Origin of the sequence: Pedosphaera parvula Ellin514, from assembly GCF_000172555.1 — a bacterium.
Lineage (GTDB): Bacteria > Verrucomicrobiota > Verrucomicrobiia > Limisphaerales > Pedosphaeraceae > Pedosphaera.
In genome coordinates, this window is record NZ_ABOX02000001.1 from 153,150 (window position 1) to 175,532 (window position 22,383).

General features: G+C 50.1%; 22 protein-coding genes. 10 read left to right on the plus strand and 12 right to left on the minus strand.

What is annotated here, in order from left to right; all coding sequences use genetic code 11:
- Positions 1-180 precede the first annotated feature (180 nt).
- Both CFLAV_RS00540 and CFLAV_RS00545 read left to right on the plus strand, forming a co-directional pair.
- Entirely contained in the window at positions 181-1,611 is a 1,431-nt protein-coding gene (locus CFLAV_RS00540) for a DUF4365 domain-containing protein (protein WP_083808707.1), read from the plus strand.
- A complete protein-coding gene (locus CFLAV_RS00545; protein WP_007412615.1) occupies positions 1,608-3,053 on the plus strand; it encodes an argonaute/piwi family protein in 1,446 nt (481 codons plus the stop codon). Before CFLAV_RS00540 ends, CFLAV_RS00545 begins: the two co-directional genes overlap by 4 nt.
- Before the next feature lie 58 nt (positions 3,054-3,111).
- On the opposite strand, the gene CFLAV_RS00550 is transcribed toward CFLAV_RS00545, so the two are convergent.
- From CFLAV_RS00550 to CFLAV_RS00575, 7 genes are all read right to left on the minus strand, one after another.
- Positions 3,112-3,630, minus strand: coding sequence for a hypothetical protein (locus CFLAV_RS00550; RefSeq protein ID WP_007412616.1), 519 nt, complete (start codon positions 3,628-3,630; stop codon positions 3,112-3,114).
- A 98-nt stretch (positions 3,631-3,728) separates the two neighbouring features.
- The gene (locus CFLAV_RS00555) at positions 3,729-4,307 is read right to left on the minus strand and encodes a hypothetical protein (protein ID WP_007412617.1); all 579 of its coding nucleotides are present in this window, start codon (positions 4,305-4,307) and stop codon (positions 3,729-3,731) included.
- A 9-nt stretch (positions 4,308-4,316) separates the two neighbouring features.
- Positions 4,317-4,478 (minus strand): hypothetical protein, encoded by a 162-nt coding sequence (locus tag CFLAV_RS36280; protein ID WP_007412618.1) that lies wholly within the window; start codon positions 4,476-4,478, stop codon positions 4,317-4,319.
- Entirely contained in the window at positions 4,475-5,332 is an 858-nt protein-coding gene (locus CFLAV_RS00560) for a DUF4238 domain-containing protein (RefSeq protein WP_007412619.1), read from the minus strand. The genes CFLAV_RS36280 and CFLAV_RS00560 overlap by 4 nt, the downstream gene beginning before the upstream one ends.
- Positions 5,333-5,555: 223 nt before the next feature.
- A complete protein-coding gene (locus tag CFLAV_RS00565; RefSeq protein WP_007412620.1) occupies positions 5,556-5,828 on the minus strand; it encodes a hypothetical protein in 273 nt (90 codons plus the stop codon).
- Positions 5,825-6,505 (minus strand): HEAT repeat domain-containing protein, encoded by a 681-nt coding sequence (locus tag CFLAV_RS00570; RefSeq protein ID WP_007412621.1) that lies wholly within the window; start codon positions 6,503-6,505, stop codon positions 5,825-5,827. Before CFLAV_RS00570 ends, CFLAV_RS00565 begins: the two co-directional genes overlap by 4 nt.
- Positions 6,502-7,116 carry a HEAT repeat domain-containing protein gene (locus CFLAV_RS00575; RefSeq protein ID WP_160164436.1) on the minus strand — a complete coding sequence of 205 codons (615 nt, stop codon included), beginning with the start codon at positions 7,114-7,116 and terminating at the stop codon, positions 6,502-6,504. Before CFLAV_RS00575 ends, CFLAV_RS00570 begins: the two co-directional genes overlap by 4 nt.
- Before the next feature lie 659 nt (positions 7,117-7,775).
- On the opposite strand from CFLAV_RS00575, the gene CFLAV_RS00580 reads away from it, so the two are divergent.
- From CFLAV_RS00580 to CFLAV_RS00620, 8 genes are all read left to right on the plus strand, one after another.
- Positions 7,776-13,340: an RHS repeat-associated core domain-containing protein gene (locus tag CFLAV_RS00580; RefSeq protein ID WP_007412623.1), complete on the plus strand. Its 5,565-nt coding sequence runs from the start codon at positions 7,776-7,778 to the stop codon at positions 13,338-13,340.
- 569 nt (positions 13,341-13,909) lie between these two features.
- Positions 13,910-14,401: a hypothetical protein gene (locus CFLAV_RS00590; protein ID WP_007412625.1), complete on the plus strand. Its 492-nt coding sequence runs from the start codon at positions 13,910-13,912 to the stop codon at positions 14,399-14,401.
- Positions 14,402-14,518: 117 nt separating this feature from the next.
- Positions 14,519-15,301: a HEAT repeat domain-containing protein gene (locus tag CFLAV_RS00595; protein WP_007412626.1), complete on the plus strand. Its 783-nt coding sequence runs from the start codon at positions 14,519-14,521 to the stop codon at positions 15,299-15,301.
- Between the two features lie 7 nt (positions 15,302-15,308).
- Positions 15,309-15,740, plus strand: a complete 432-nt coding sequence (locus tag CFLAV_RS00600) for a hypothetical protein (protein ID WP_007412627.1) — start codon at positions 15,309-15,311, stop codon at positions 15,738-15,740.
- A gap of 51 nt (positions 15,741-15,791) precedes the next feature.
- On the plus strand, positions 15,792-16,565 hold the full coding sequence (locus CFLAV_RS00605; RefSeq protein ID WP_150107193.1) for a hypothetical protein: 774 nt from the start codon (positions 15,792-15,794) through the stop codon (positions 16,563-16,565).
- Positions 16,566-16,646: 81 nt separating this feature from the next.
- On the plus strand, positions 16,647-17,177 hold the full coding sequence (locus tag CFLAV_RS00610) for a hypothetical protein (RefSeq protein ID WP_150107194.1): 531 nt from the start codon (positions 16,647-16,649) through the stop codon (positions 17,175-17,177).
- Positions 17,178-17,651: 474 nt separating this feature from the next.
- A complete protein-coding gene (locus CFLAV_RS35335; RefSeq protein WP_160164437.1) occupies positions 17,652-17,825 on the plus strand; it encodes a hypothetical protein in 174 nt (57 codons plus the stop codon).
- Positions 17,826-17,996: 171 nt separating this feature from the next.
- Complete coding sequence (locus CFLAV_RS00620; protein WP_007412632.1) at positions 17,997-18,488, plus strand: hypothetical protein; 492 nt, start codon at positions 17,997-17,999, stop codon at positions 18,486-18,488.
- A gap of 139 nt (positions 18,489-18,627) precedes the next feature.
- Here CFLAV_RS00620 and CFLAV_RS00625 read toward each other — a convergent pair whose 3' ends face one another.
- The 5 genes from CFLAV_RS00625 to CFLAV_RS00650 all read right to left on the minus strand — a co-directional run bounded on the left by CFLAV_RS00625 (position 18,628) and on the right by CFLAV_RS00650 (position 22,020).
- Positions 18,628-19,113, minus strand: coding sequence for a hypothetical protein (locus CFLAV_RS00625; RefSeq protein ID WP_007412633.1), 486 nt, complete (start codon positions 19,111-19,113; stop codon positions 18,628-18,630).
- 12 nt (positions 19,114-19,125) lie between these two features.
- Positions 19,126-19,695, minus strand: a complete 570-nt coding sequence (locus CFLAV_RS00630; RefSeq protein ID WP_150107195.1) for a hypothetical protein — start codon at positions 19,693-19,695, stop codon at positions 19,126-19,128.
- A gap of 471 nt (positions 19,696-20,166) precedes the next feature.
- Positions 20,167-20,445 carry a hypothetical protein gene (locus tag CFLAV_RS00640; protein ID WP_007412636.1) on the minus strand — a complete coding sequence of 93 codons (279 nt, stop codon included), beginning with the start codon at positions 20,443-20,445 and terminating at the stop codon, positions 20,167-20,169.
- A gap of 185 nt (positions 20,446-20,630) precedes the next feature.
- Positions 20,631-21,473, minus strand: coding sequence for a hypothetical protein (locus tag CFLAV_RS00645; RefSeq protein ID WP_007412637.1), 843 nt, complete (start codon positions 21,471-21,473; stop codon positions 20,631-20,633).
- A 1-nt stretch (position 21,474) separates the two neighbouring features.
- Positions 21,475-22,020, minus strand: coding sequence for a GIY-YIG nuclease family protein (locus CFLAV_RS00650; protein ID WP_007412638.1), 546 nt, complete (start codon positions 22,018-22,020; stop codon positions 21,475-21,477).
- Positions 22,021-22,383 lie beyond the last annotated feature (363 nt).

The window sequence follows — 22,383 nt, forward strand, 5'->3', positions numbered from 1 at the left end:
ATGGTATTCCAGAGGTGAAGGTCATCCTCGAAGAAATCTGTTGCTGATGTATGAACCAAGCGGAAAGACTTGAGCAGGATCGTGACTTGACGAACTGGAGGATTTCTTCAAGTTTCTCCTGTAGGTAAGATTTGGGACTGCCAGCTCTCAGTTCACTGGACACATCAGAATTGGCACGGCATGATGAGAACTATGCGAAATGGTCGCCGCCAACACTCTTCTCAAAAGGTTCAAGGTAAGTTCATTACCCAAAACCAGATCACTGGCCAGAAGGGAATCAATCTCATTGAACGCTTTGTCCTTGAAATGGGCTTCACTTGGACATCGACCAGCGGAGCGAATGATGCCGGAATTGATGGCATTATTGAAATCCGCGATCCGGCAACTGGTGAAGCGACCAACCTGATCGTCCAGGTTCAAAGTAAAGCAACTGAAACAGAGTTTGAGTCTGAAACCGCTACGTCTTTCGTGTACCGGGTGAAGGAACGAGACTTGAACTATTGGCTTCAGGGCAATGCACCCGTGCTATTGGTTGTCTCCCGTCCTTCAAAAGGGGAGGCTTATTGGATACCTGTCAAAGAATACTTCAAGGCCCCCGAACGTCGGACCTCCTGTAAAGTCCAGTTCGATAAAATCAGGAACCTGTTCGACAAAAATGCCACCAGTGCAATCGCCAGCCAGGCGCTTCCGACGGACAAGGGGATATATCTGCGCCCCCCTCCAAAGGAGGAGATACTCACCACCAATCTGCTGGAGGTTAAACATTTCGCTTCGAAACTTTTTGTTGGTGTAACCCATTACAACACAATTAAAGAGGTTGAAAACATCTTCAAGGAGTTGGACGAGAGGCCAGGACGCCTGTGGTTTGTGAAGGAAAAGAAAATATTTTCTTTTCATAACCTCACCGAATATCCTTGGACGAAGGTCACCGACCTTGGTGCCGTTGAAGAATTCAATACTAAGGAATGGGCAGTTGCCAAGGATACGGAGCGACAAAACGACTTCGTTCGACTGCTTAATCAGGCACTCCGGACATTTGCCAGTCGAAAGGATTTTGCAGCGTACACTGCTCAAAAAGGACGCAACCCCATTTTCTTTTTCAGGCCCCGAGTTCGTCGAAACCGCGAAACGGATGTCGATGAACTAGTAAGGCGAGAGGAGTCTTGGAAGCTGGAGAAGGCCAGCATTCGCACCCTAGTGGAGGTTTATCGAAGCAGCAAAGATCAAAACAGGATTCTCTATTATCGTCACCATGCCTTCGAGGGCAGGTTTCGGCGATTTGAAAACCGTTGGTTCCTGGAGATCAGCCCCACTTACCATTACACCAGTGACGGGATCAACGAATCAAAGTACAGGGCGGAAAACTTGGCCGGAATGAAACGCCAGGAGGGCCATCAATCTGTAGCCAACAACGTGCAATTCCTGGCATACTATCTTGCCCAACATGACTTGATTAACAAGGAGTACCCATTCCTCGGCTTCGGAAAACTTCTCAATTTCCAAACTGATTTCGGCATTCCCGATCTCGATTGGAAAAACCGTGCTGATCCGGACGAGATAATGCCGGAAGAGGTATTGCCTGATCCACAGATCGAACTGCTTACTGAATGAACGTTCAACTACTCGACGAACCGGAACTGGAATTTGGACACAAGGGCCGACACGTTGACATCCGCTTCGGCATCAAAGCCCATGGTCCTGTCAGCATCGATGACCCGCAAGCTCCAAAAGAGATCAAGTTGGGCTTTGTTGGCACTGCCACCAGTATCGAAAAGCTTACCGCTTGGTTGGAGGAATGCCGCAACCCCATCGAAGCCAAGCAGAGTAAGAAACCGAACCTTTTTCCTTCCTTCCCTGGCTTCGGGCAGGATCGTTGCTTTTACTGCGACTGGATCTCGTCAGAGAAGTTGAAGAGGAAAATTGCTCCTAGAGAACTCAAAGAAATCCTGGAGGGGATGGAGCGCAACGCGGCGGTTAAAAAAGTGGCTGACCGCTTCATTGATGAATGCCGCTACCTTACTGAATACACTAACGCAGACGTTCTGGTATGTGCGCCACCCCTGGACATGTTCGAGAAATTTGACCTCCCAGTCGGGATTAGCGATGACGACGAGACTCGTGAAACAGACACGCCCGAGTACAAGATCGATTTTCACGACTATCTGAAGGCCAGAAGTCTCAACTTGGCAAAACCCATTCAGTTCGTCAGACCGCCCACGTACGATCCTGATGCCAAACATATCCGGAGCACTGGCAACCCTCGCAGTCTCCAAGATCCAGCTACCCGCGCATGGAATTTCCATACTGCTCTTTACTACAAAGCCAGGGGAGTTCCGTGGCGGTTGTTGCGGCGAACATCCGACTTGGATTCCGCATATATTGGGATCAGCTTTTATCTTAGCCCCGATAAGGAACACATTCACACCAGTGTCGCCCAAGTCTTTAACGAGCGCGGTGAAGGCATGGTTGTTCGGGGCGGCGAAGCCGAGCGGTCAGAGGAAGACCGCCAAGTCCATCTCAGTCGAACAGCGACATATGACCTGGTAATTAGCGTACTTGCTGAATACAAAAGCCACCATCACAACCTGCCGGCCCGCATCGTAATTCATAAAACTTCGAGTTTTAACCAAGATGAAAAGGATGGCTGCAACGAGGCTCTCAAAACATTAGGTGTGGATAGCCACGATTTCCTCGTTATCAGGGACTCAATGGTAAGACTTTACCGCAACGGGGAATACCCTCCGCTCCGAGGCACATTTATGGAACTTGATAGCGACCATTGGTTTCTCTATACCCGAGGAAGCGTGGACTTCTACATGGCTTACCCAGGCATGTACGTGCCAAAGTCGCTCGAAATTACCCCTGTTGAAACAGACGAATCGCCACGCAAAATAGCTGAAGAAATCCTTGGCTTGACCAAAATGAATTGGAATAACACTCAGTTCGATAATATGCAGCCCATCACCATCAAAGCAGCACGCCAGGTTGGGGGTATTCTCAAATACGCAACCGACCTGCCAAAAATTGAGGCTTCCTACGCCTACTACATGTGACCTCATCCACTTTCAATGATGGGGAAGAGATATTTATGACGGACATTGAACGCGCTCGTTAGTCAGCAGTCTTCTGGTCCATTACCTTCAAAATGAACTCTGAGGTGTCAGCAGCCGCTGTCTTAATTTCTTCATTGCTGGCGCGGGAGTGAATGTAATCAGTGATTGTCAAAAAAGTATTGCCGAGCTTTACGTGTGCAGCGGCACTGGGCATCAATCCTTCTTCAGGAGGCAGCTCCGGCAAGCCGGCTTTGGCGCGAACGAGAACATAATTATCCACCAGCCACATGATGAAACTCGGGTAATCGATCATGCCGTCCTTGGCTGGACAACCGCAATCAACCACCAAACGAATGAGAGAGGTGGGATAACCGTAAGTTCGTGCGAAATCTTCAATTGGTAGTGGCGGATACTCAGATTCCATATCTTGTAGATTGCGCAGGATGATAATCTTGCGATCAAAATAAGCAACCAGTGTGATTTTCAACCGAATGGCAAATGATTTTATATGCGCCGGGTAGTGAGCCTTTGGAAGCGTCAGCGGCTCAAAGTTACTGCCATGTGCGATTGTGCACATCGCGGTGTGATTTGAAATCGGCTTTTTTTCCCGCCCCGCTGCTAAGAGGCAACAAGCGGACGACGCTAGGCGCAGAGGAATTACATGTCGTTGCAACGTTACTCGGTGGTTATGCTCGAAATTTCTGTATCGCCCAGTTTCCTCAAAACGTTTTGGCTATGATCGACATAAGCAATTTTCAACCTGTTTGGCTGCTCTTTCTCGATCAGATCCAACACGGCTTCAATCACACCCTTCTGGCTGCGGCAACGCGGGGTTGCGAAGTGGATAAGGTAACGGTTAGGCACACCACTTTCCTGGAGTTTCCGTAGATCCCCTTGGAGATGTCGAAGACTGTAGTTCAACCCAATCTCGATGGCAGCGACGAGCGGTGCACGTCCGTAGCGAAAATCATCCAATCCCCAATTTTGTGCCGTCGGCTTCAAAACAGCCAAATCGAAGTTCCCGCGCCGGGGGCGGGTCCCTGACTTCTGTGGCTCCGGCCATTCTTTGTGAACTAGCTGCGTGGTAAATCCTTTTCCTTCCATCACGCCACTTAGAGCGTGGGATTCTTTGAGGAGCATAAATAACTCGCAATGGAGTGAATGCTCTACTCGATGCAGCCATGGGTTGGCGATGAATCCATCCACTAAACGGTTAATTGCGATGTCCATTGCATCGATAATTGCTTGGCTCATAACTCTCCTTTAAGTGCGCAGTGCAATAGGGGACTGCAACAGGTCGTCCAAGCGACGGCGGTTGGTGGCTTGCACGGCGCGAATTTCGGCCATGCGTGGCACGAATGCCGTTGAACCGCAGATAAGGCGGTTGAACACAGATTGCCAGCCAACCGAGTGCATGGCGCTCATTTCTTGGGAGACCGCCAGGCCAATATATTAGTCGCCAGCTGGGAATCATTGTTTTGGAAGAAGACAAATCGGGTGGCCGCCCTAGCCAGAATGCAGTTAAAAATGTCTAAATTCGCCAATTTGTAATGTGCGAAAGCATGCGGCCAATCATCGCAGATGGCCAAAAGTCGAGTAGGGCTGATCGGGAACAGAATCTGAGTGCCAGCCGTGCCATATCCTATACTTTGTTTGGTTGCTGTGCCACGATGGAGAACCATAGGGGAATCGGATGTAACGAATGCCGGACGCTCGGAGAACACAATGCCCCATTTTCTTTGAACCAACACCTCTGCCAAGTCCTGAATTAGGTCGGGAAGGTGACGCAAGAACGTGCTCTTGATCATTTCCTTGCCGTCCTTGGTTCCATCCCGTAATTCTGCGACGGTGCAGGAGGCTGACTCACCATGGCTCCGAACTTCAACGACTTCATCCGGAGACATGCCGCTCACCGCAGACCGGAAGGAGCTGTTAAGGCGACGGATTTGGTTTTCTCGCTCTGGGTGGCGCAAGGCCATAAGTGCGACGAACCGTGCCAAGTTCTTTCGTGTGTCTGCCGCAGAGGCGCGGTCCCAGATGTTTGGCCAAACCAAAGAGTAATGGCCTTCTATTTTTGCCATTATCTGCTCCGTTCTGAGTGGGTAGATGTTGTCGGTGGAAGGATGCGAGTAAAGACCCTTCTCGCAGGCAACATTCGCGACCGAAGTAGCAAACGGCGCAACTCCCTCAATGGGGTAGGCCCAAATGGAATCTCTATCCTCACTCCAACCTCGGAGGTAAAACTGCGGGACATAGTGTTGTCTGCTATTGACCTTCATGCGAACGTTGGCAATAGCGATAGTAACACCCTCTCCAAACGACAAACAATAACAGCTTCTCTGGGATCTGACATTCGTTCATTGATAAGCATTTCAGGTCCGATCCGCAATGCCGTATTGAGGGAGTGGCGGCTTGGGCGACCGGACCGAGCGTATCACACGCCATCAGCCCGAGGTGCTGCCTTTGCATGGCTGTGGTAAATTTAAGCTTAATGAGTGATTGCTAGTTCGCCAGGGCGACGGATTTCAATTTCAAAGGAGAATCCTGGGAGTGCAAAAGTCCAAGTATCAGGGGCATCCCATTTACCCCGATTTCGCGCACTGCCTCCCTTGCTTGATTCTTGGTTTCAGGCGCTTCTGCCTGCAAGTCCTTAATCCAAGCACTCAAACATTTACCTTGGTAAGAAGGTTCACGTGAGAATAGCGCAGTAAATGTGAGTCCGCAAAGGGCAACGGTAATGGCAAGAGTGATCAGGATGCGATTGCGCTTCTTCATTTCAAGCTTTCTTTGGTGGATTCGGGTGCATTCGTAACAAAGGGACGAAGTTGCAAAGGATCGTGGACGTGCGCCTTTTCCGCCTCTTCGGGATAAAGCGCTTGCAGGTTCGCCGTGGCGACGTGCCGCATTTTTGAATCGGACTCACGGCAGGCCCGGAGAAGAACCGGCAACAACTGATCGCGGCTGGGATTTATAATGATTAGACACCGTAAGGCGTGGAGTCGGATTTCCTGACCCTTGCTTTTTGTGAGTTCAACCAAAGCAGGCACGGCTGGTAGCGCGTCTTCTTTCAGCATCCCAAAGCCATTGGCGGCCAAGTCCCGGCGCTCCTCAGCATAAAGATAATTATATCGAATCACAGATTGCCGCCTCAGATACGCCAGTAGTTTAAGTTTAGCCGGAGAATCCTCCGCTTGGGATAATTTTAAGAGAGTGGGAATGGCGTTCGTGCCCATCCCTTTGACCACCCGTTCGGCTGTCTGGAAACTCATGTCAGGTTTGCCAAGCTCCGGCGGAATCCATTGCGTGGGGAATGTCTTGCAATAAACTTGCAGCCATTGCGTGAGGCTACGGCCTTGACTACGTGGTTCCTTGGTCTTGCCGAAATAACAAGCAAGTCCGCCAAGAGTAGCGACAACGGCGATGACGATCAGGATGCGATTGCGTCGATTCATTTTACCCCCACTTTCGCCGCAGCCTCGGGGTCGATTTCTCGGAGGGCAGAGAGCACCTCGCTGCGCACAATAGTGTTCGTTGTGTTCGTGGAATTAGGTGTTTTGTTCAGAATATCCAGCAGAACAGGCACTGCGGGTTTTGCATTATTCTTGTAGCGCACCAAAACCTCCAAGGCATAATTCAGATAGTCCCATTCCACCTCCGGCAGCGTTCCGATGAGTGTGGGAACAAACTCATCGGGGTTGCCACCCAGTTTGCCGATAATATCGGCTGCACCCACCCTAACATAGGGATCTTTATCCTTAAGCTTTTCTTTTACGAACGGAATGGCAGCTTTTGCATCGGAGCCGATGTGACCCAGCGCACCAGCGGCCAGGCACCAAACCTGGGTGTCTTGATTGGTCAGAGCGCAAATCAAGGGAGGGATGGATTCCGGGGCCATTCTTGGCAGAATCAACCAGGCTACGCCCGCTACCTGACTTACTTCGTCTGGCTTGTGATTCTTGTCGCCGAGCATTTGAATGAGGGTTGGGATGGCTGCTTTTCCTTCAGGCCCAAGCTCAGATAAGACCGCATTGCCGAGCGATCGGTAACTGGATTTCCAATCCATCTCAAGGCTTCTGGGGCGAGGTTCAATAAACCTGTGAGACTCCAAGAAAGAAATCATGCCTTGTTTTGACTGAGCAACTCTGCCCTGAAATGTTGGTTTGTCATCCTTACGAAGCCAATCCAGGAGCAATGGAATGGAATTGCTGCCTAATTGGCGGATGACTTTGTGTGCCTTTTCGTCCTGTGGTCTTTCCCTCATGACCACGACCCAGTCGCTCAAAGTCTTTCCTTCGAGAGAAGGTTCCTTGGGGCAGGCGAGATAAAACGTGAAGCAGCCCACTACGATCAGGGCCAGCGCAGGTATAATGATGTTGAGTTTCTTCCGGATGCAAAATCTATAGCTCCGCTCTCCTATGGAGACGAGTTAAAAAGGGTAGGGTTTATCTGAGGAAATGATGTGGCTCCGAATGAACCGGAATAGATGAGGCAGCACAACCTCTGTCAAGACTGCAAGCACGACAAGCAGCGAATTTTGAGGCAATTATCTGCCCGTATTGCCGGAAAGAATCGGCTGAAAAATAAATCAAAATTTTTGAAAGATTCGTCCGTTTCGGAACGTAGTAGTAGTAACGCAGTGCTGTAGAAACAAACATTGACTTCGACAGGAGGATGACCAGAGTCTCCGCTGCAAAGTCGCAAACAGAAGAAACCTAACTGAACATGAAGAGTATCAAGCTAGCAGCGATTGGGGGACTCATATTCCTGTGCGCCATCCTATTTTACATTCCTCACCGGGCGTTGGGGCAATTGACCATTAGCACACCCACATTCCCGACGAGCAACACCATTCAGCTTACTCTGAGCGGTACGCAAACAAACCTGCTCTACAACATCCAATACACCCCCGCACTCGTTAGTGTTCCGTTCTCAACGATTGCGACCGGGGCGCAGGGACAGACGGTCTTCAATTTCACGATGGGCAGCAGCAATGCGAACTTTTTTCGGGCTTTTGGGATGACGAATGCCTCCGGCCCGCTGATCGTCAGCACCCCAGCTTTCAGTCCGGGTGGGGGTGCATACTCGATGCCGCAAAATGTGATTATTTCCTGCTCAACGCCTCTCGTTTCGATTTATTATACAACAAACGGCGCAACGCCGACGACCAGCGACATTTACATTCCCTCCGGCGGTACGGTGTTTCTCAGTTCCATAGTCACCCTGAAGGCCAAGGCTTTTCGTTCCGGCTACGTGGACAGCGGCGTTGCCAGCGCGACTTACCAGATCAACTCTCCCCCGCTTGTCAGCGCGGGGCCGCAGCAGATCATCACCAGCGCAAGCACCACCCTTCAAGGATACGTCACTGACGACGGCCTGCCGACCGGCCACACTCTAACCAAGACTTGGAGCAAGGTGAGCGGACCAGGCACCGTGACGTTTGGAAACGCCAGCCAGACAAACACGACGGCGACTTTCGGGGCCGATGGCGTTTATGTGCTCCAACTGGTTGGCGGCGACAGCCAGTACAACGTGACCAATAATGTCACGATTGCCGTCAACCCCACAGTATCCGTTTCTCTTAACACCCCGGCGGACGGTTCCATTTACACCGTCCCGACCAACTTCACCCTGTCCGCCACCGCCGCTTGCGGCAGCGGCTCTGTGACCCAGGTGGCGTTTTATGCGAATAGCACTTTGATTGGAACGAGCACGACCCCGCCGTACCTTTTCGACTGGAAAAGCGTTTCGGCTGGAACACTGGCTTTGACGGCGGTGGCCTACACGACCGACCCGGCCAATACCGGGTTGGCCTCATCGCCGGTGACAGTGACGGTGAACTGGCCGACCAATGTGGGGCAGGTTACGTTTGCCTCGACTGAATTGCAGGTTCCAGCGGCAGGGCTGCCCATCACGATCAACCGTCTTTACGACACGCGCTTTGCCACCAACGGCTCCTTCGGTTACAATGGGAAATTGGATTACGAGCAGGTCAACATCCAAACATCAGGCCCGTTGTCCACCGGCTGGCTGGGGAAGCGCAGCGGGTTGACGTATTACGTCGCAGACACCGCGCAGCATGTTGTCACGGTAAGTCTTAGCCCCAGCGAACAATATTCATTTATTCCGCAAATTATTTTCGTCCTGAGCGGAACCAGCACCATAAACGCCTCCCAGGTGCCGACCTGCTACAATGCCTACAAGGTCAAGCTGGCTTTCATCCCCGTTGGGCAGGGGCAGTTGACGGTGTCCGGGCCTTCGCCCAGCAGGGTTGGCATGGATGACGGCTTGTCCGGCTGGACGGTGCCTCTCACCGTGACCCGATATGATAGTTTCGGTTTTCCCACCAGCAACTACGAACCCGCCTTCTCGGATTTCACGTTCACCGCACCCGATGGCACGAAATACAATTTTGATGGCAACGGCAATCTCAGCCAGCACACCGACCGCAATGGTAATTACCTGCAATACGGGTATGGCGGAATCGTTCATTCCAGCGGGAAGCAGGTTTTGTTTGATCGCGACCCGACCAGCGGCAATGTCACGGCGATTTACGACCCCAACTCGCAGGATGGTTTCGGGGGCATCACCGGCCCCGCTGCGGTGACGTATGGGTATGACGCGCTCGGCAACCTAACCAACGTAAGCCGGTTGGTGGATCGCGTGGCGACCAATTACAATACCACCGCGTATGCCTACACGAACGCAAGTTTTTCAAACAATGTTACGGCCATCACCGACCCGCGCGGCATTGTCGCTTCCCGCTATGAATATGACGCGAGCGGACGGTTGACCAAGCAGTATGACGCATTCGGGCACTTTACCATTTTCAGCTACGATACGGTCACTCATCGTCAGGTTGTGGTTGACCGGCTGGGCAACACGACGGTGCAAAATTTTACTGCTTCCGGCCTGCTCGCCAGCTTGCAGGACGCGGCAGGTGGAGTGACTGCTTACGCTTACGACCAACAGGGGCGCAAAATCGCGCAAACCAATGCCCTTGGACAGGTCACCACCTACAGCTACGACAGCAACGATAACGTGACGGGCGTCACCACCCCCATCGGTAGTTCTTCCAGCGCTACATATAATAGCTTTGGTGAGCCGCTGGTGGCCATTGACGATCTTGGCAACGGCACCACCAATGTGTATGACGTCAATGGCAATTTGTTGCTGGTGACGAATGCGCTGAATATCGTGACGGCTTACGGCTATGACAGCCAGGGCAATACGATCACCGAGACCAACGCGCTCGGTTTGCCCGAACAAGTACTCGTTACCAACGCGTATGACCAATTTGGCAACCTCACCAACACCACAACGCTCAACGTGCAGCTTTCCGTTCTTAACTCGGTCGGCTACACGTATGATGCCAATGGCAACAAGCTGACGCAAACCACGACCCGAACGGCTTCCGGGAGCACGCAAACTATATTGATGCAGTGGAATTACGACGCCGCCAATCGCATAACGGCTACGGTGGATACGCTGAACAACACCAACTTCACCGTTTATAATGGCATCGGAAAGCAAGCGCAAACCGTGGACGCCCTTAATCACACCAATCTGCTTTATTACGATGCCAACGGCTTATTGACAAACGCCACCTATGCGGATGGCCTGTCTGAAACCATCGCCTACGATGCCGAGCAACGCATAGTAGCCAGCACGGATCTCTGTGGGCGAGCGACTACCTACACTTATGACGCGGTTGGTCACCTCATACAGACCACTTATCCCGACGGCAGCTATGTTGCCAGTAGCTATGACTTGGCAGGTCAATTCAAATATTCCACGATGACCACACCATCAGCAGGAATGTTACCGTCAACGACGATCACCACCGCCAAATATGGTTACGATTCGGCAGGGCGGCGGATTGCAATGACTAATGCCCTCTATCAAGTGACGCGCTTTGCGTATGATGCGAATGGGAACCAGACCAATATCGTTGACGCTCTGAACCACACCAATTCGCTGGTGTATGACGCGCTCAACCGTCAAAGCGCGATGATCTATTCCGATGGCACGAGGGAAAGCTATGGCTTTGACGGCCTTGCTCGAAAGACAGCCGTCACCAATCAGGCGGGCATCGTCACGCTGTTTGGCTTTGATGCTCTTGGACACCTGACAGCGGTAACCAACAATTTTGGCGGTGCGGCTCAGGCCGTCACCAAATATGTGTATGATGAAGTCGGCAATCTGGTCCAACAGATCGACGCGCTCAATCACACGAATTTGTTCGATTACGACAACCTGGGCAGGCGCACGAAACAAACTTTGCCTGGAAATCAGATTTCTTTATTCAGCTACGATGCCGTGGGTAATCTGATTCGGGAGACCAATTTCAACGGTGTGGTCATTACCAACCAATACGACGCTCTCAATCGCCTCACCAACAAATCATCTGCGGGCGGCTATAAAATAACCTTTGCCTATTCACCAACCGGGCAGCGCACGAACATGGTGGATGCCAGTGGCACGAACAGTTATACGTATGACAGCCGTGGACGCTTGCTGACCAAGATCACGCCGCAAGGAACGCTGACCTACACTTACGACGGCTACGGCAACTTGGCGACGATTCAATCCTCAACTGCTGGCGGCACGTTACTGTCGTATGGGTATGATATTTTGAACCGATTAACGAACGTCGTGGATCGCTTCACCAACTCGACGGTTTACAATTTCGACGTTGTTGGAAATTTGCAGACGGTTCAGTTGCCCAACAAAGTTACGAACAGCTACACGTACGACACGCTCAACCGGCTCACCAATCTTACTGCCAAATCAAGCGGCGGCACCGTGGCGAGTTTCGCTTACAAACTCGCCTTGGCTGGCAACCGCACGAATTTGACCGAGGCATTGAATGGCGTGAATCGCACCAATTCGTGGAGTTATGACGCGCGGTTTCGTTTGACCAACGAGACCATCACCGCGTCCGCCGCGCCCACCGGCACGATCAGCAGCAAGTATGACAGTGCTGGAAACCGGACGAACCGCACGAGCAGTGTTGCAGGAGTTGGAAGCCAAACTTTCAATTTCAACGCCAATGACCAAATCAGCACAGATGTCTATGACAGCAACGGAAACACACGAACCAACGGCGCAAATGTGTTCTTTTACGACGCCGAGAACCGGTTGACCAACGCCACGGTCGGGGGAACGAACATCACTGTCATTTATGATGGTGATGGCAACCGTGTCCGCAAAATCATCGGCACGACCACCAATTTTTATCTCGTGGACGACTTCAATCCGACCGGCTACGCCCAAGTGTTGGAGGAAAAGACGGGCACGAATCTGACTCGCATCTACACCTACGGCCTCACCCTTATCAGCCAGCGCGACACCGTGACCCGCTTCTTTGGTTACGACGGAAATGGCAACACCCGCTATCTCACCGACACAAGTGCCGCCATTTCCGATACGTATGTGTACGACGCCTATGGCGTCCTGGTTGCCAATTCAGGAACCAGCACAAACTTTTATCGTTATTCAGGTGAACAGTTTGACCCAAATCTGGGACTGTATTATTTGCGCGCCCGTTACATGAATCCTGATACAGGAAGATTCTGGACGCGGGATTCATTCGAGGGCAACCCGGAAGACCCGAAGTCGCTGCACCGCTACACCTACGGTGAAGGCGACCCTATCGATAACCGTGATCCAAGTGGGCACGATATTGGCGGTGTCCTGACTGCCATCAATATAAGCGGGATGTTGGCTGCAATGAGCTCTCCCGTAACGACGCGAGCAAGCGCAATCGTAGGTGGATCGGGTAGCGTGGGAACGTCACGGCCTCTTACTCAGGGAGAAATCACCCTTGCTCAATCGATGTTTGGCGGGAAAATTGATTACACGAAGGTGAATATCTATCACAAAAAGCAAAACCCACTCCATCCAAAGGAAACCTTGATAACGCCTGATGGAAATATCTACTCCAACCCGAAGGGAAACACCTACAGCACTGACTATTCTGCGGCGGCTCTTCCCAACCTCTCGCTTATAGTAACGAGCGAGTTGTTTATTCATGAAATGACACATGTCTGGCAATTTCAAACGGGTGTCCATGTGATGGCATCAGCGCTATACAGAAAATACGAGTACGATTACTCAAAATTAGGCACGATAAAGTTCACAGAATATGGGGTCGAGCAACAAGCAACCATTGTTGAAGATTATTTTCTTCTTAAAAATGGCTACACGAAAAACGACAAGAATGGCAAACCTGTGCAGATGCCTTCCCTTCAAACCTACCAGACAGTCACGTCGCCGTATTTCCCTTAACCATTATGAACAAGATATTCGCTATTTGCTGCGCGTTTCTATTATTTCAAGCAGGTTGCTATTTGGGAGACCGAGCCGCAACAACCCAAATGGTTTCGCTGAACTTTCCTGTGCCAGAGGGACAGACCAAGGCGAGCTTTTCTGTTAATGATTCCGAGGTTCAAGAGGCACTAAAGCTCATTGACAGTGTGTTGGTTTCCGCCGGATTTGTTCGCGAATCAATCCCTCCTGTCGCGAACCAGCAAGACCCTGTTGCCACCTACTCCAAATACAAAGGTACAGGTCCACGGCCAGTCGGCGGGCCGCGCGTATATTTTAGAGACGACCGATTGGATGTCGTTCTTGTGGAGGGGGGCAATCGGAATGCGCCTGTCAGTACAGCCACAAAAGAAATATGCAATTCGTTACAGAGAGAATTGAGCAGTCGCTATGGTGCAAAGAGAGTCCGGGTCGAACGCTAGGAAAGCAGGCCCAGTGAGTCTATCCAGTGGAAATGCGATTCATTCGGCTAACACAAGCTCTCCCGGCTTTTTACGTTGGGAGCTACGCCTATGGAAACTAGGCGTCCCATGAAAAACAAAATCATCTCCGTAGTCTCACTTGTCAGCCTCACGATTGGTATGGTAGTAGCCAGTGCTGGCTGTCATTCCACAGCAACTACCGCTGACCAAAAATATAGTGCTTGGGAAGTCGAGACCTTCAAGAAAGAGGCACAATCACATCAGGACGTTGTGTTGGTTTGCATTTACGAAAACCAACTTCAAAGGATGCCTCTGCCCCACAAACACCGTGTTAACAGCAAGGCAACTGTCGTTCGCAGCTATAAGGGAGCTTGGCAGGTCGGAGAGCCAATCGCCTTTTACCGAGTATTGGAATCCGTTCCGCAGGACTGGAAGCCAAATGTTGGCCATCTCGTTTATCTGCTTTTCGATAAACATACGCCGGAGCCAGTCGGTATTGATACGGGAGAAGATTGGGCATACAAGCCGGAGTTTGAGCGTGCTTTACGGTCCGTTCCGAGTTCTAGCGCGAAAGAAAGGCGATCCCGTTCCGGTGAGTGATAAGGTGTACATATTTTTTTACAGCAATGTGCCCGGACGTTAGGTTTGAGCGATGCGGTTCATTTGGTTAACACAAACTCTCCCGGCTTTCGGGCTGCAACCCGCCATACTCACACGATGAGAAAACGGTTACGCATCGGGCTTGCCATCTTGGTGGCAGCCCTTGCTGCTGGATTTGGTTGGCAATTGCTGCATCAGAAAGAGCCAAGCTATCAAGGACGGTATTTGAGTGATTGGTTGGAAGGAGTTTGGTATCTCGATGGGGGAGTTGATCCAGAGGCCGAGAAAGCCGTCCGGCAAATCGGAACGAATGCGATCCCGTACTTGTTGAAGTTGGCGACAACCAAAGACTCTGCGTTGAAAACAAAAGTCACGGCGATCTTGCCTGAGAAGTGGTTTGTCAGTTACGCAACGCGGTCCACTCACAACCACTTCTCCGCTGCTTTCGGATTTGACGCGCTCGGCTCTGCGGCGAAATCAGCGGTGCCAACGTTGATTGGTTTGTTGGATGACAAAGACGACGATATTCGCCAAACGGCTGCGCGTTCGCTTGGTTCAATCGGCCCGGAAGCACAGAATGCTATACCCGGTTTGATAAGGCACCTGAGCGACCCAAATCAGGACGTGTGTGTCTGTTCAGTCGAAGCTTTGAATAATATTCCACCAAAATCAGTTGAGGAGGTACCGGCTTTGCTACAGGTCTTGAACAGCCCGCCAAAGGAGTTGTTCATAGCGATCCGGGTGATTGATCGGCTCGGTGAATTTCAAAGCCAGGCCAAAGCAGCCGTTCCGGCCATTCTGCCATATTTGCACAACCAAGACATCTCCACCCGTGATTGTGCTGCTAAAGCTCTAAAACAAATTGACCCGGATGCCGCCGCGAAGGCTGGAATCCAATAGCTCTCTAATGAAATTCATTGCCATCGCATGGGTATGTTTCGCCGGATTGACCATGACCGGCTGCTACCGTGGAGATTCCAGCGCAGTCAGAACTGTTTCGCTGAATCTACCGATTCGGGAAGGACAGACCAAGGCAACTCCTTCTGTTGGGAACGCTGAGGTTCAGGAAGCACTCAAACTCATTGATAATGTGCTGGTTTCTAATGGACTAACTCCAGTTCCAAATCTCCAGACTCCGAGCCCGGACGGCACCATTCTTCACTATCTGGGTCCTCCGACAAAAGGGTGCAGCGTGTCTCTTAAAGATGACAAATTAATCGTTGTTTTCTTGGAGTTCAAGCAACGTCATTCCTCCGAATCCGTAAAAAAAATATGCAATTTGTTGGAGGAAAAGCTAAAGGATCACTATGGTAATGAGAGAGTCACTGTTGGTCGTTGAATGAGCACGGGAAGCACAAAATGCCAGAGGACACGGGCGAAAATTATAAAAATGAAATTTAACACATTCGCGTGCGTGACCTTGTTCGCTTTTGGTTGCTCCTCACCAACCAGAGTTGGGTCGCGCCCTGATCCCCGTGGGGACGCGTCCCAACTCAATCGCAAAGAGACGCCATCTCGTCTTGAAACGGTGAATTATGATTGGGAGAAATACGGCATACGAGTCGCGTTTTACAGGCTGGATCGTGACTCGCTTTGGCGGATGGATGTCAAAGATTCGTGGAGCATTTACGACCAGTTCACCAAAGCAGAGAGGACATGGATGGTTTCCGAAAGCAAATGTTCGACCGAGGAATGTCTTCAAATAATCGACCGAAGCCTTTCGCTCTTTCATGCCGAGAAACCAGCCGCGAAGCTGGGGGAATTGCATTTGGAAATGCAGGTCGTCAGGGATTTATGGGCTGATATTTTGGCTGGTTTGAATGGAACGCTCTCCACGATAGATATGCAAAAAGCGGCCTCAGGCGCTGACATGCCGGACGAGGTTGATGAAGAACTTCAGAGGGTAGCGAGCACATCTGCGACTATTGGAAAAATAAAGGCGCTTCTTGGCCGACATGGAATGTCCGCGCGGGGTGTTTATCCATCTATGCTCACGTTCAAGGACTCACTCACCGGTCGGAAATGGTCTGACATAGGCAAGTTGCCAGACGCCGGAGTTTTGGTGCCAGGCATCTTCGCGTTTGACCTTGGTGAATCCAGAATACGGTCGGCATCGGACACCGGGGCGAAAGGGCTTACTGTTTCGCAATCAGCGACACGGTAAGGATGAAAATGTGAACGAAAGTTTCTTTTCTGTTGGCAACTCCCCATCCCATGAGGAGCAACAAATATGAAATTCAAGCCTATGAAAATTACTGTCCGTGCTATCGTTGCCGTCTTTGCTCTCTTTGCGCTATCAGCATTTGCTGACGAGGCATTGTGGACGGCAGCGTTGGTGCATTATGATGTTGGTCAAGATGAGTGGGCTATTTATCCAGCAGTTGAGCCAACGCCGCCGCAACGGTTCGTGGATGTGCTACAGGTTATCCACTCCAAGGACAAGAAGGGTCATATACACAGCATTGCACTTGGCAAATTCTTCACCAGAGCCGATCTCCAGTCAGATGTCGTTGCTTATTTGCAGAAGCAAAAGTTATTTCAGACGTCACCACCTCCTTTTGGGCATAATCGGTGGAATTTCAAGAACAGCGGCGAGATGCAGAGGCTAGTTTCAGACGCGCTGCTACAATCAAGATTTGTGGACTCGCTTAACAGGGACCTTGCCGCGTATAAATGGAAAATAACTTCCGCAGGTATGGAGAAACTATTTTTCACAAAGGAAGACGAGAAGATTGTTTGGCATGCGATTGTGAGCTTTAGCGTTACTAAACAGTAATCTGATTTTCGGGCAGCAGACGTTTCTTCAGCGGGATTCCCCATCCCCACCTCCTTGGCGTCTGCTGCTCGAATTGTTAAACACCCTTGACCACAAACCGCGAAATGAACCTCCACTAATGGCCCTTATAAACTGCCCAGAGTGTGACAAAGAAATCAGCAACAAGGCGAAGACTTGCCCTCCTTGTGGCGTGCCAGTAAAGAAGGATGCGCCGGGCTGCGCTCCTATCGGCTGCATTTTAATTGCTCTGTTACCTGTGGGCATTTTCGTCTCTATCTGCCTCAACCAAGCCATGGTTGGCACATCAACGAGCCCCAACGAAGCCAGAGGTGACACATCAACAAGCAGGAATTCCGAGCCTTATCCAACCGATTCGGTCACACAACAAAAGCTAGCCGATGAAATTGAGAGGTTTGAGACAGTGGGGGTGCTGATAAAGATTCGCGTTGTGTCTGGCGATCAAGTCGGGTGGATGTGGGCGACAAGTTCTACAAGTTGACCTTGGATGACAAAACTTACCTCAGCGCAGCCATCTACAGTGTTTACCATCGAAAGCAATCCTCTGTGAACTTCGTTGTTTTACACGACGCCTACACGGGAAAGAATCTGGGAATGTATGCACCGGGCTATGGGTTAAAACTGGACTAGGGCATCCATAATCCCGGCAAGGAGGTGACTCACGGTCGCAGGCACTCTAATACCAATCTTCGGCAATAGACAGAATAGGATTCCCCATCCCCGCCTCCTTGGCGTCTGCTGCTCGACCTTTCAAATGCATTGTCTTGACGCAGTTTGCTGGAAGGATTCATCTATGGGCTGATGCCTGCTGACTGGGACAATGTGCAGATTACGCTTGAAATGCGCCGCATTTGGAGTGTGAAGTCGGACACGCAGCGGATCAACCAGGACGAATTGCTTTTCGCGGATTATGCTGAGGCTCATGGGATGGTGTTGGAAGCATTGAAGAGGGTTCATGAGGATCTGCATCAGAAGCTCAGGGAAGAGAATAAACAAATTAATCCCATTGGCTTGTCTATGATCGTCGTGAATTGGCCGCATCACGACAGGCATCACATGGAGCAACCATTCGACTTCGAGCGGGCTGTTAACAGGGTGCTGGTCCTCACGCATTGGGCACATCTGGATGGGCTAGCCACCGTTTACCTGGAAAGAATCAAGGGCAGGACTTCTGAATATGCTGAGCGGGTTCTGGCTGAAACCTTGGGGGATGCTGAGCATGTCAGGATCAATCCCAGCTATGTAGAGAAGTTGATAAGAAAGCGGTCTAACCTTGTAATTCAGAGCTTGTGACCAGGCGCGAGTTGGCTACGATCGTAACGACTAGATCATAGTCAGCCCTGAGTGGGGTTGTTTCCTTCCAAAGACCAGTTCCAGAAATGGGCTGGTCTTTTGGTTGAGAGCGAAGGTCATGCGGCTGACCCACAAAAGTCTATCTATGGCGGTTCTTTTGCATCAAAAGCTTGGGGCCGCCAAAGTCTTCGAGGTCAAAGTCTGGATGGTGCAGAAGCTTATCGGCTACAATTCTGGCAAGTTTTGGCGTTGGACTGCTGCTTTTTTTTAAGACGTCAACAGCGAAATTGACTCTTCGTGCTTCTGCCAGCTCCAGACAATTGACACAGATGAAGAGAGTGTCCACCGCCTCATGCCCTGCAATTTGCACTTGTGAAACAAGATTCGGGTTCTTGAAGTCTAGCGAAAAAGAGACGCTGATATCCTCCATATTGCTGTCTCCCCATGCGCGATACTCCGGGTCGCTCACGTCTCCAATTTGGATGCCAAGTATGTCCCTAAGCGCCTGTACAACTTCGGGCTTAGTTTTACCCGCAAGCGAGGCAGCAAACAGCATAATGAAGTGAATGCGCCTTACGTATGCATCTGCGGCTCCGTCTACTGCCCTATTACGCTGCCAAAACATAACGGTTATTCACTATAATGGTTTCCAAAGTTCCCATGACCTTTTGTGATACCTTAACAGTTGTAGTGATCTTCTATCGGGGATCATTTCAGCCAAGAAATTGTTTTTCACTCCCTGATGGTGTTCTTCCAGGATTTTTAACATGGCGTCAATCATATCGAAGTATTCCGCATCAGATGCCTTTCCTGGAAAAATGAACTTAATCTTTGTCCCAGATACTGTCTCTGAATAGATAGAAAAGACCCTAGAATAATCTGAAGTATCTGGAACTTTATACTCTCCTGCTTTAATGATTTTTACCGGCAGCAAAGATGAATTTTTAGCCAATCGAACTATTCCATTCTTTAATGCCACGTAGGCATCTTTGCCTGCCTCTTTAAAAATGCCGCCGAAGAAATTGCTGGCGATAAAAATACCGACCAAAGTAGGGATGTAGAATTCGGAAGCATTGTAAATACGCTGTTCCCGTTCCTCAGCCAAATAAGGTATGGACAGTTCATTCAGCACAGAAGAGAAATCGGAAATTATGTCTGAGGGAATACCCTTTTCCCATCCGAGTAAAATTGGTTTGTTTGTCGCCATATAAATCGATTCGTTGTGATTTTGTAAGCTGCCCATTCGCCACCTCTAATAATATCTTTCGACCAGTTCTCTTCCTCTCGGAGTGGCCACGCCTATCATTTTTCCGCCACAGTTTGGACATACTTTTTGGCGTGTGGTCATGCGCCAAGCGGTGTAGATGAATCCGGGGAGGCAGAAAAAGAGGTAGAGTAAGAGTTCAACCAGGAAACTCCCCTTGGTTTCGAGTTTTGGTTTTGCATTCGTGCCGCACGTTTCACAGATAAAAGGCTTCTTAGGAAACGGAATACCGCGCTTGACGGTCGCAGGCGCAAAGACAACTGGTGGCGCGGAAGGAATCTGGGGAGCCCCGCAACTAGGACAGGCAGTTGCGAGATCACTGATTTGCTTTTTACATTCGCGGCATTGAATGAGAGCCATGATGATTTTTAATAGCTGGTGGTACTGTCTGAGAAGGACCAACTCGGAAAAAGGCTAGTTTTGAGAGCTGTTGTCTCCAGGCGCGAATGGAAGCAATCCTTCCCCACGAATATCAAAGCAGTCGCCACACAGACGAGTAGTTGCCACTGCATCTTTTTCCAACTCTTGACCCACGACCTGATAATCGCGGGTCGGAGTCTCGCCGCACACGGAGCAGACTTCCGTCGAACCAGCGGCCTCAATGACTGCTTTGGTGTGGGCTGCCTGTTGAGGATTGAATCTGGCAAGCGCGGCAAACCATTCCTTAGTGTGGGGCTTCGGATAAAGTGGCATAACAGGGGCTGACTTTAGTCACGCGCTTTCCCAGCGTCAAGAATACTGCGAATTTGCCGAACGGTCAGGCGGCAACGAAACGAATACGTTCAAATTCAAGGTGTTTTTTCCATCACCCGGTGAACTATTACTTGAGCCAGAAGACCCTCTTAGGGATGGACCGTTTCTTTTGAAACTAAGCTCACTCATTGAACGAGATCAACTTTATATAGAGGGAACTTATTTTTTGGATCGTATTCTGTGTAAACTTGACGAAGGTTGCTTTGATACCCGAATACCAGTGGCTGTGCGGCTCCTCCTGCGTTCAACGTAATGGTTTCACTATTGGTAGCCGAAGTATGGAAATCCAGCCCCAAAGCAGCTTTCAGCTTTGGAATCAAATACGAAACGACAGTGGAGGCTGACGTTCCCCCTCCCGTTTTCACTACCATTGTGAAGTTCGTTGAGTAATACAGGCGTTCCGGAATTCTAATGTATATACTATTCTGAAGCTCCTTTTGATTTTTAGACCATCCTGGTTTCTTAAGACCGCTGATCCCATCAATCCTATTTCGATATTCAGGATTGACAATTCGGTAGTTCGTTTCTGGACGGCGAGGCGCAAAGGATGCGATGAAATCAGCATCTGCCATTACCTCAAATCCATCTGCTTTAATATCCACAGAGCTTGCAGTGCTATAGTTTGCACTAAGATTATAACCTGCGTCTGCTGTTATTTTGAAACTCGTTCCAGCGAATTCAGTCCTTGAAATGACAGGGTGCCTAATATCATTAGTTCTTATTTCAAGGTCTTTTGGAATATGAAGCGGAATTAGAGACCAGACATTTCCTGGGCCATCATTGTGGTATGGCCCAGGTTTTGATGGATAGGAGTATGCATCACCGATTCTTAATCCACCTTCAAGTGGAATAACCGGGATAAACTGAAGCTCGTTGCCGACGACCTTCTGAACGTCTGGCGTTCCGCCTGACTTACACCCACTGATCAAAAGGGAAAGAAGCAGAAATGAATACGAAAGTTTTTTCATATTACTTGGCATCAGCACTGAAGTGGGAGAAATCCTTTTGGAGCCATTCAAAGGCTTGCCAATCTGTACGGCGCTGGAATCGTTTGTCGAATTTGTTTATCAAAGTCTTTCGCCACTTTGCGATCAAAAATTCCTCGGCCTCTTTCCTTCCAATTGGGAGTTGAACAAATGATACATGAATACCATTGATCTCCGGACGCTCCAAAATGGAGACGTTGCGTATGGGTGTCTCTCCTTCTTTATCGACGAGCTTCTGAATCGCGTTATGTCTTCCGAGACAGGTCATTTCATAGAGTCGATCCCACAGATTTGAGCTTTCACCAACGTAAATCGGTATCCAATCGCCGACCTGATTGCGCCATAGAACATAAACGCCCCCGAGATACGGCACATGCTTAAGCCAGTCTGGATTCCTGATAATTGGACGTTTCTGGGCCATCGACGCTTGTTGAACGACGAGTTCCCCGTGTGTAAGAAGGATCTGGTTCATCTGCCTAGATGTCGCGCCAGTTCCGCTTTGTTTGGTCTGGCCGGTCGTAGTATCCATCTTGGTAATCCTTGCTCTTCAATTTCGTTAATGTTTTTTCACATTTTTCCGGGTGAAAAAAGGTATTCAGCTAAAAAAGAATTGTTTATTATAGCCTCTGAATCTCTAGCAGGTAGAGGATATGTTCTGCTAGATCGGACTGTCTATGAAATTCTGTAGAGTTCTGGTTTGAAGTTAGGTAAAAAAACGGACGGCAAATGCCGTCCGTAAAACCTTGGGGGCTTCAAGCGTATTCTATAACTCGGCTTCGTGAGGCCGTTTCGTGAAAAAAACTGAAACCTTATCCAAGTTGTTTAACATCAACTGTGGATTACGATCTGTCAACTAGCAGCTTGCAATTTCATCGCAAAGTAGCTGTGGGAA

Excerpts from the sequence above, each read along its gene's own strand:
- CFLAV_RS00600 (WP_007412627.1), top strand. The coding sequence starts at position 15,309 with ATGAAATTCATTGCCATCGCATGGGTATGTTTCGCCGGATTGACCATG.
- CFLAV_RS00570 (WP_007412621.1), bottom strand. The coding sequence starts at position 6,505 with ATGAATCGACGCAATCGCATCCTGATCGTCATCGCCGTTGTCGCTACT.
- CFLAV_RS00595 (WP_007412626.1), top strand. The coding sequence starts at position 14,519 with ATGAGAAAACGGTTACGCATCGGGCTTGCCATCTTGGTGGCAGCCCTT.
- CFLAV_RS00645 (WP_007412637.1), bottom strand. The coding sequence starts at position 21,473 with ATGAAAAAACTTTCGTATTCATTTCTGCTTCTTTCCCTTTTGATCAGT.
- CFLAV_RS00625 (WP_007412633.1), bottom strand. The coding sequence starts at position 19,113 with ATGTTTTGGCAGCGTAATAGGGCAGTAGACGGAGCCGCAGATGCATAC.
- CFLAV_RS36280 (WP_007412618.1), bottom strand. The coding sequence starts at position 4,478 with ATGAGCGCCATGCACTCGGTTGGCTGGCAATCTGTGTTCAACCGCCTT.
- CFLAV_RS00580 (WP_007412623.1), top strand. The coding sequence starts at position 7,776 with ATGAAGAGTATCAAGCTAGCAGCGATTGGGGGACTCATATTCCTGTGC.
- CFLAV_RS00560 (WP_007412619.1), bottom strand. The coding sequence starts at position 5,332 with ATGAAGGTCAATAGCAGACAACACTATGTCCCGCAGTTTTACCTCCGA.
- CFLAV_RS00605 (WP_150107193.1), top strand. The coding sequence starts at position 15,792 with ATGAAATTTAACACATTCGCGTGCGTGACCTTGTTCGCTTTTGGTTGC.
- CFLAV_RS00590 (WP_007412625.1), top strand. The coding sequence starts at position 13,910 with ATGAAAAACAAAATCATCTCCGTAGTCTCACTTGTCAGCCTCACGATT.
- CFLAV_RS00640 (WP_007412636.1), bottom strand. The coding sequence starts at position 20,445 with ATGCCACTTTATCCGAAGCCCCACACTAAGGAATGGTTTGCCGCGCTT.
- CFLAV_RS00575 (WP_160164436.1), bottom strand. The coding sequence starts at position 7,116 with ATGGATTGGAAATCCAGTTACCGATCGCTCGGCAATGCGGTCTTATCT.
- CFLAV_RS00555 (WP_007412617.1), bottom strand. The coding sequence starts at position 4,307 with ATGAGCCAAGCAATTATCGATGCAATGGACATCGCAATTAACCGTTTA.
- CFLAV_RS00620 (WP_007412632.1), top strand. The coding sequence starts at position 17,997 with ATGCCTGCTGACTGGGACAATGTGCAGATTACGCTTGAAATGCGCCGC.
- CFLAV_RS00565 (WP_007412620.1), bottom strand. The coding sequence starts at position 5,828 with ATGAAGAAGCGCAATCGCATCCTGATCACTCTTGCCATTACCGTTGCC.
- CFLAV_RS00630 (WP_150107195.1), bottom strand. The coding sequence starts at position 19,695 with ATGGCGACAAACAAACCAATTTTACTCGGATGGGAAAAGGGTATTCCC.
- CFLAV_RS00610 (WP_150107194.1), top strand. The coding sequence starts at position 16,647 with ATGAAAATTACTGTCCGTGCTATCGTTGCCGTCTTTGCTCTCTTTGCG.
- CFLAV_RS00650 (WP_007412638.1), bottom strand. The coding sequence starts at position 22,020 with ATGGATACTACGACCGGCCAGACCAAACAAAGCGGAACTGGCGCGACA.
- CFLAV_RS00545 (WP_007412615.1), top strand. The coding sequence starts at position 1,608 with ATGAACGTTCAACTACTCGACGAACCGGAACTGGAATTTGGACACAAG.
- CFLAV_RS00540 (WP_083808707.1), top strand. The coding sequence starts at position 181 with ATGATGAGAACTATGCGAAATGGTCGCCGCCAACACTCTTCTCAAAAG.
- CFLAV_RS00550 (WP_007412616.1), bottom strand. The coding sequence starts at position 3,630 with ATGTGCACAATCGCACATGGCAGTAACTTTGAGCCGCTGACGCTTCCA.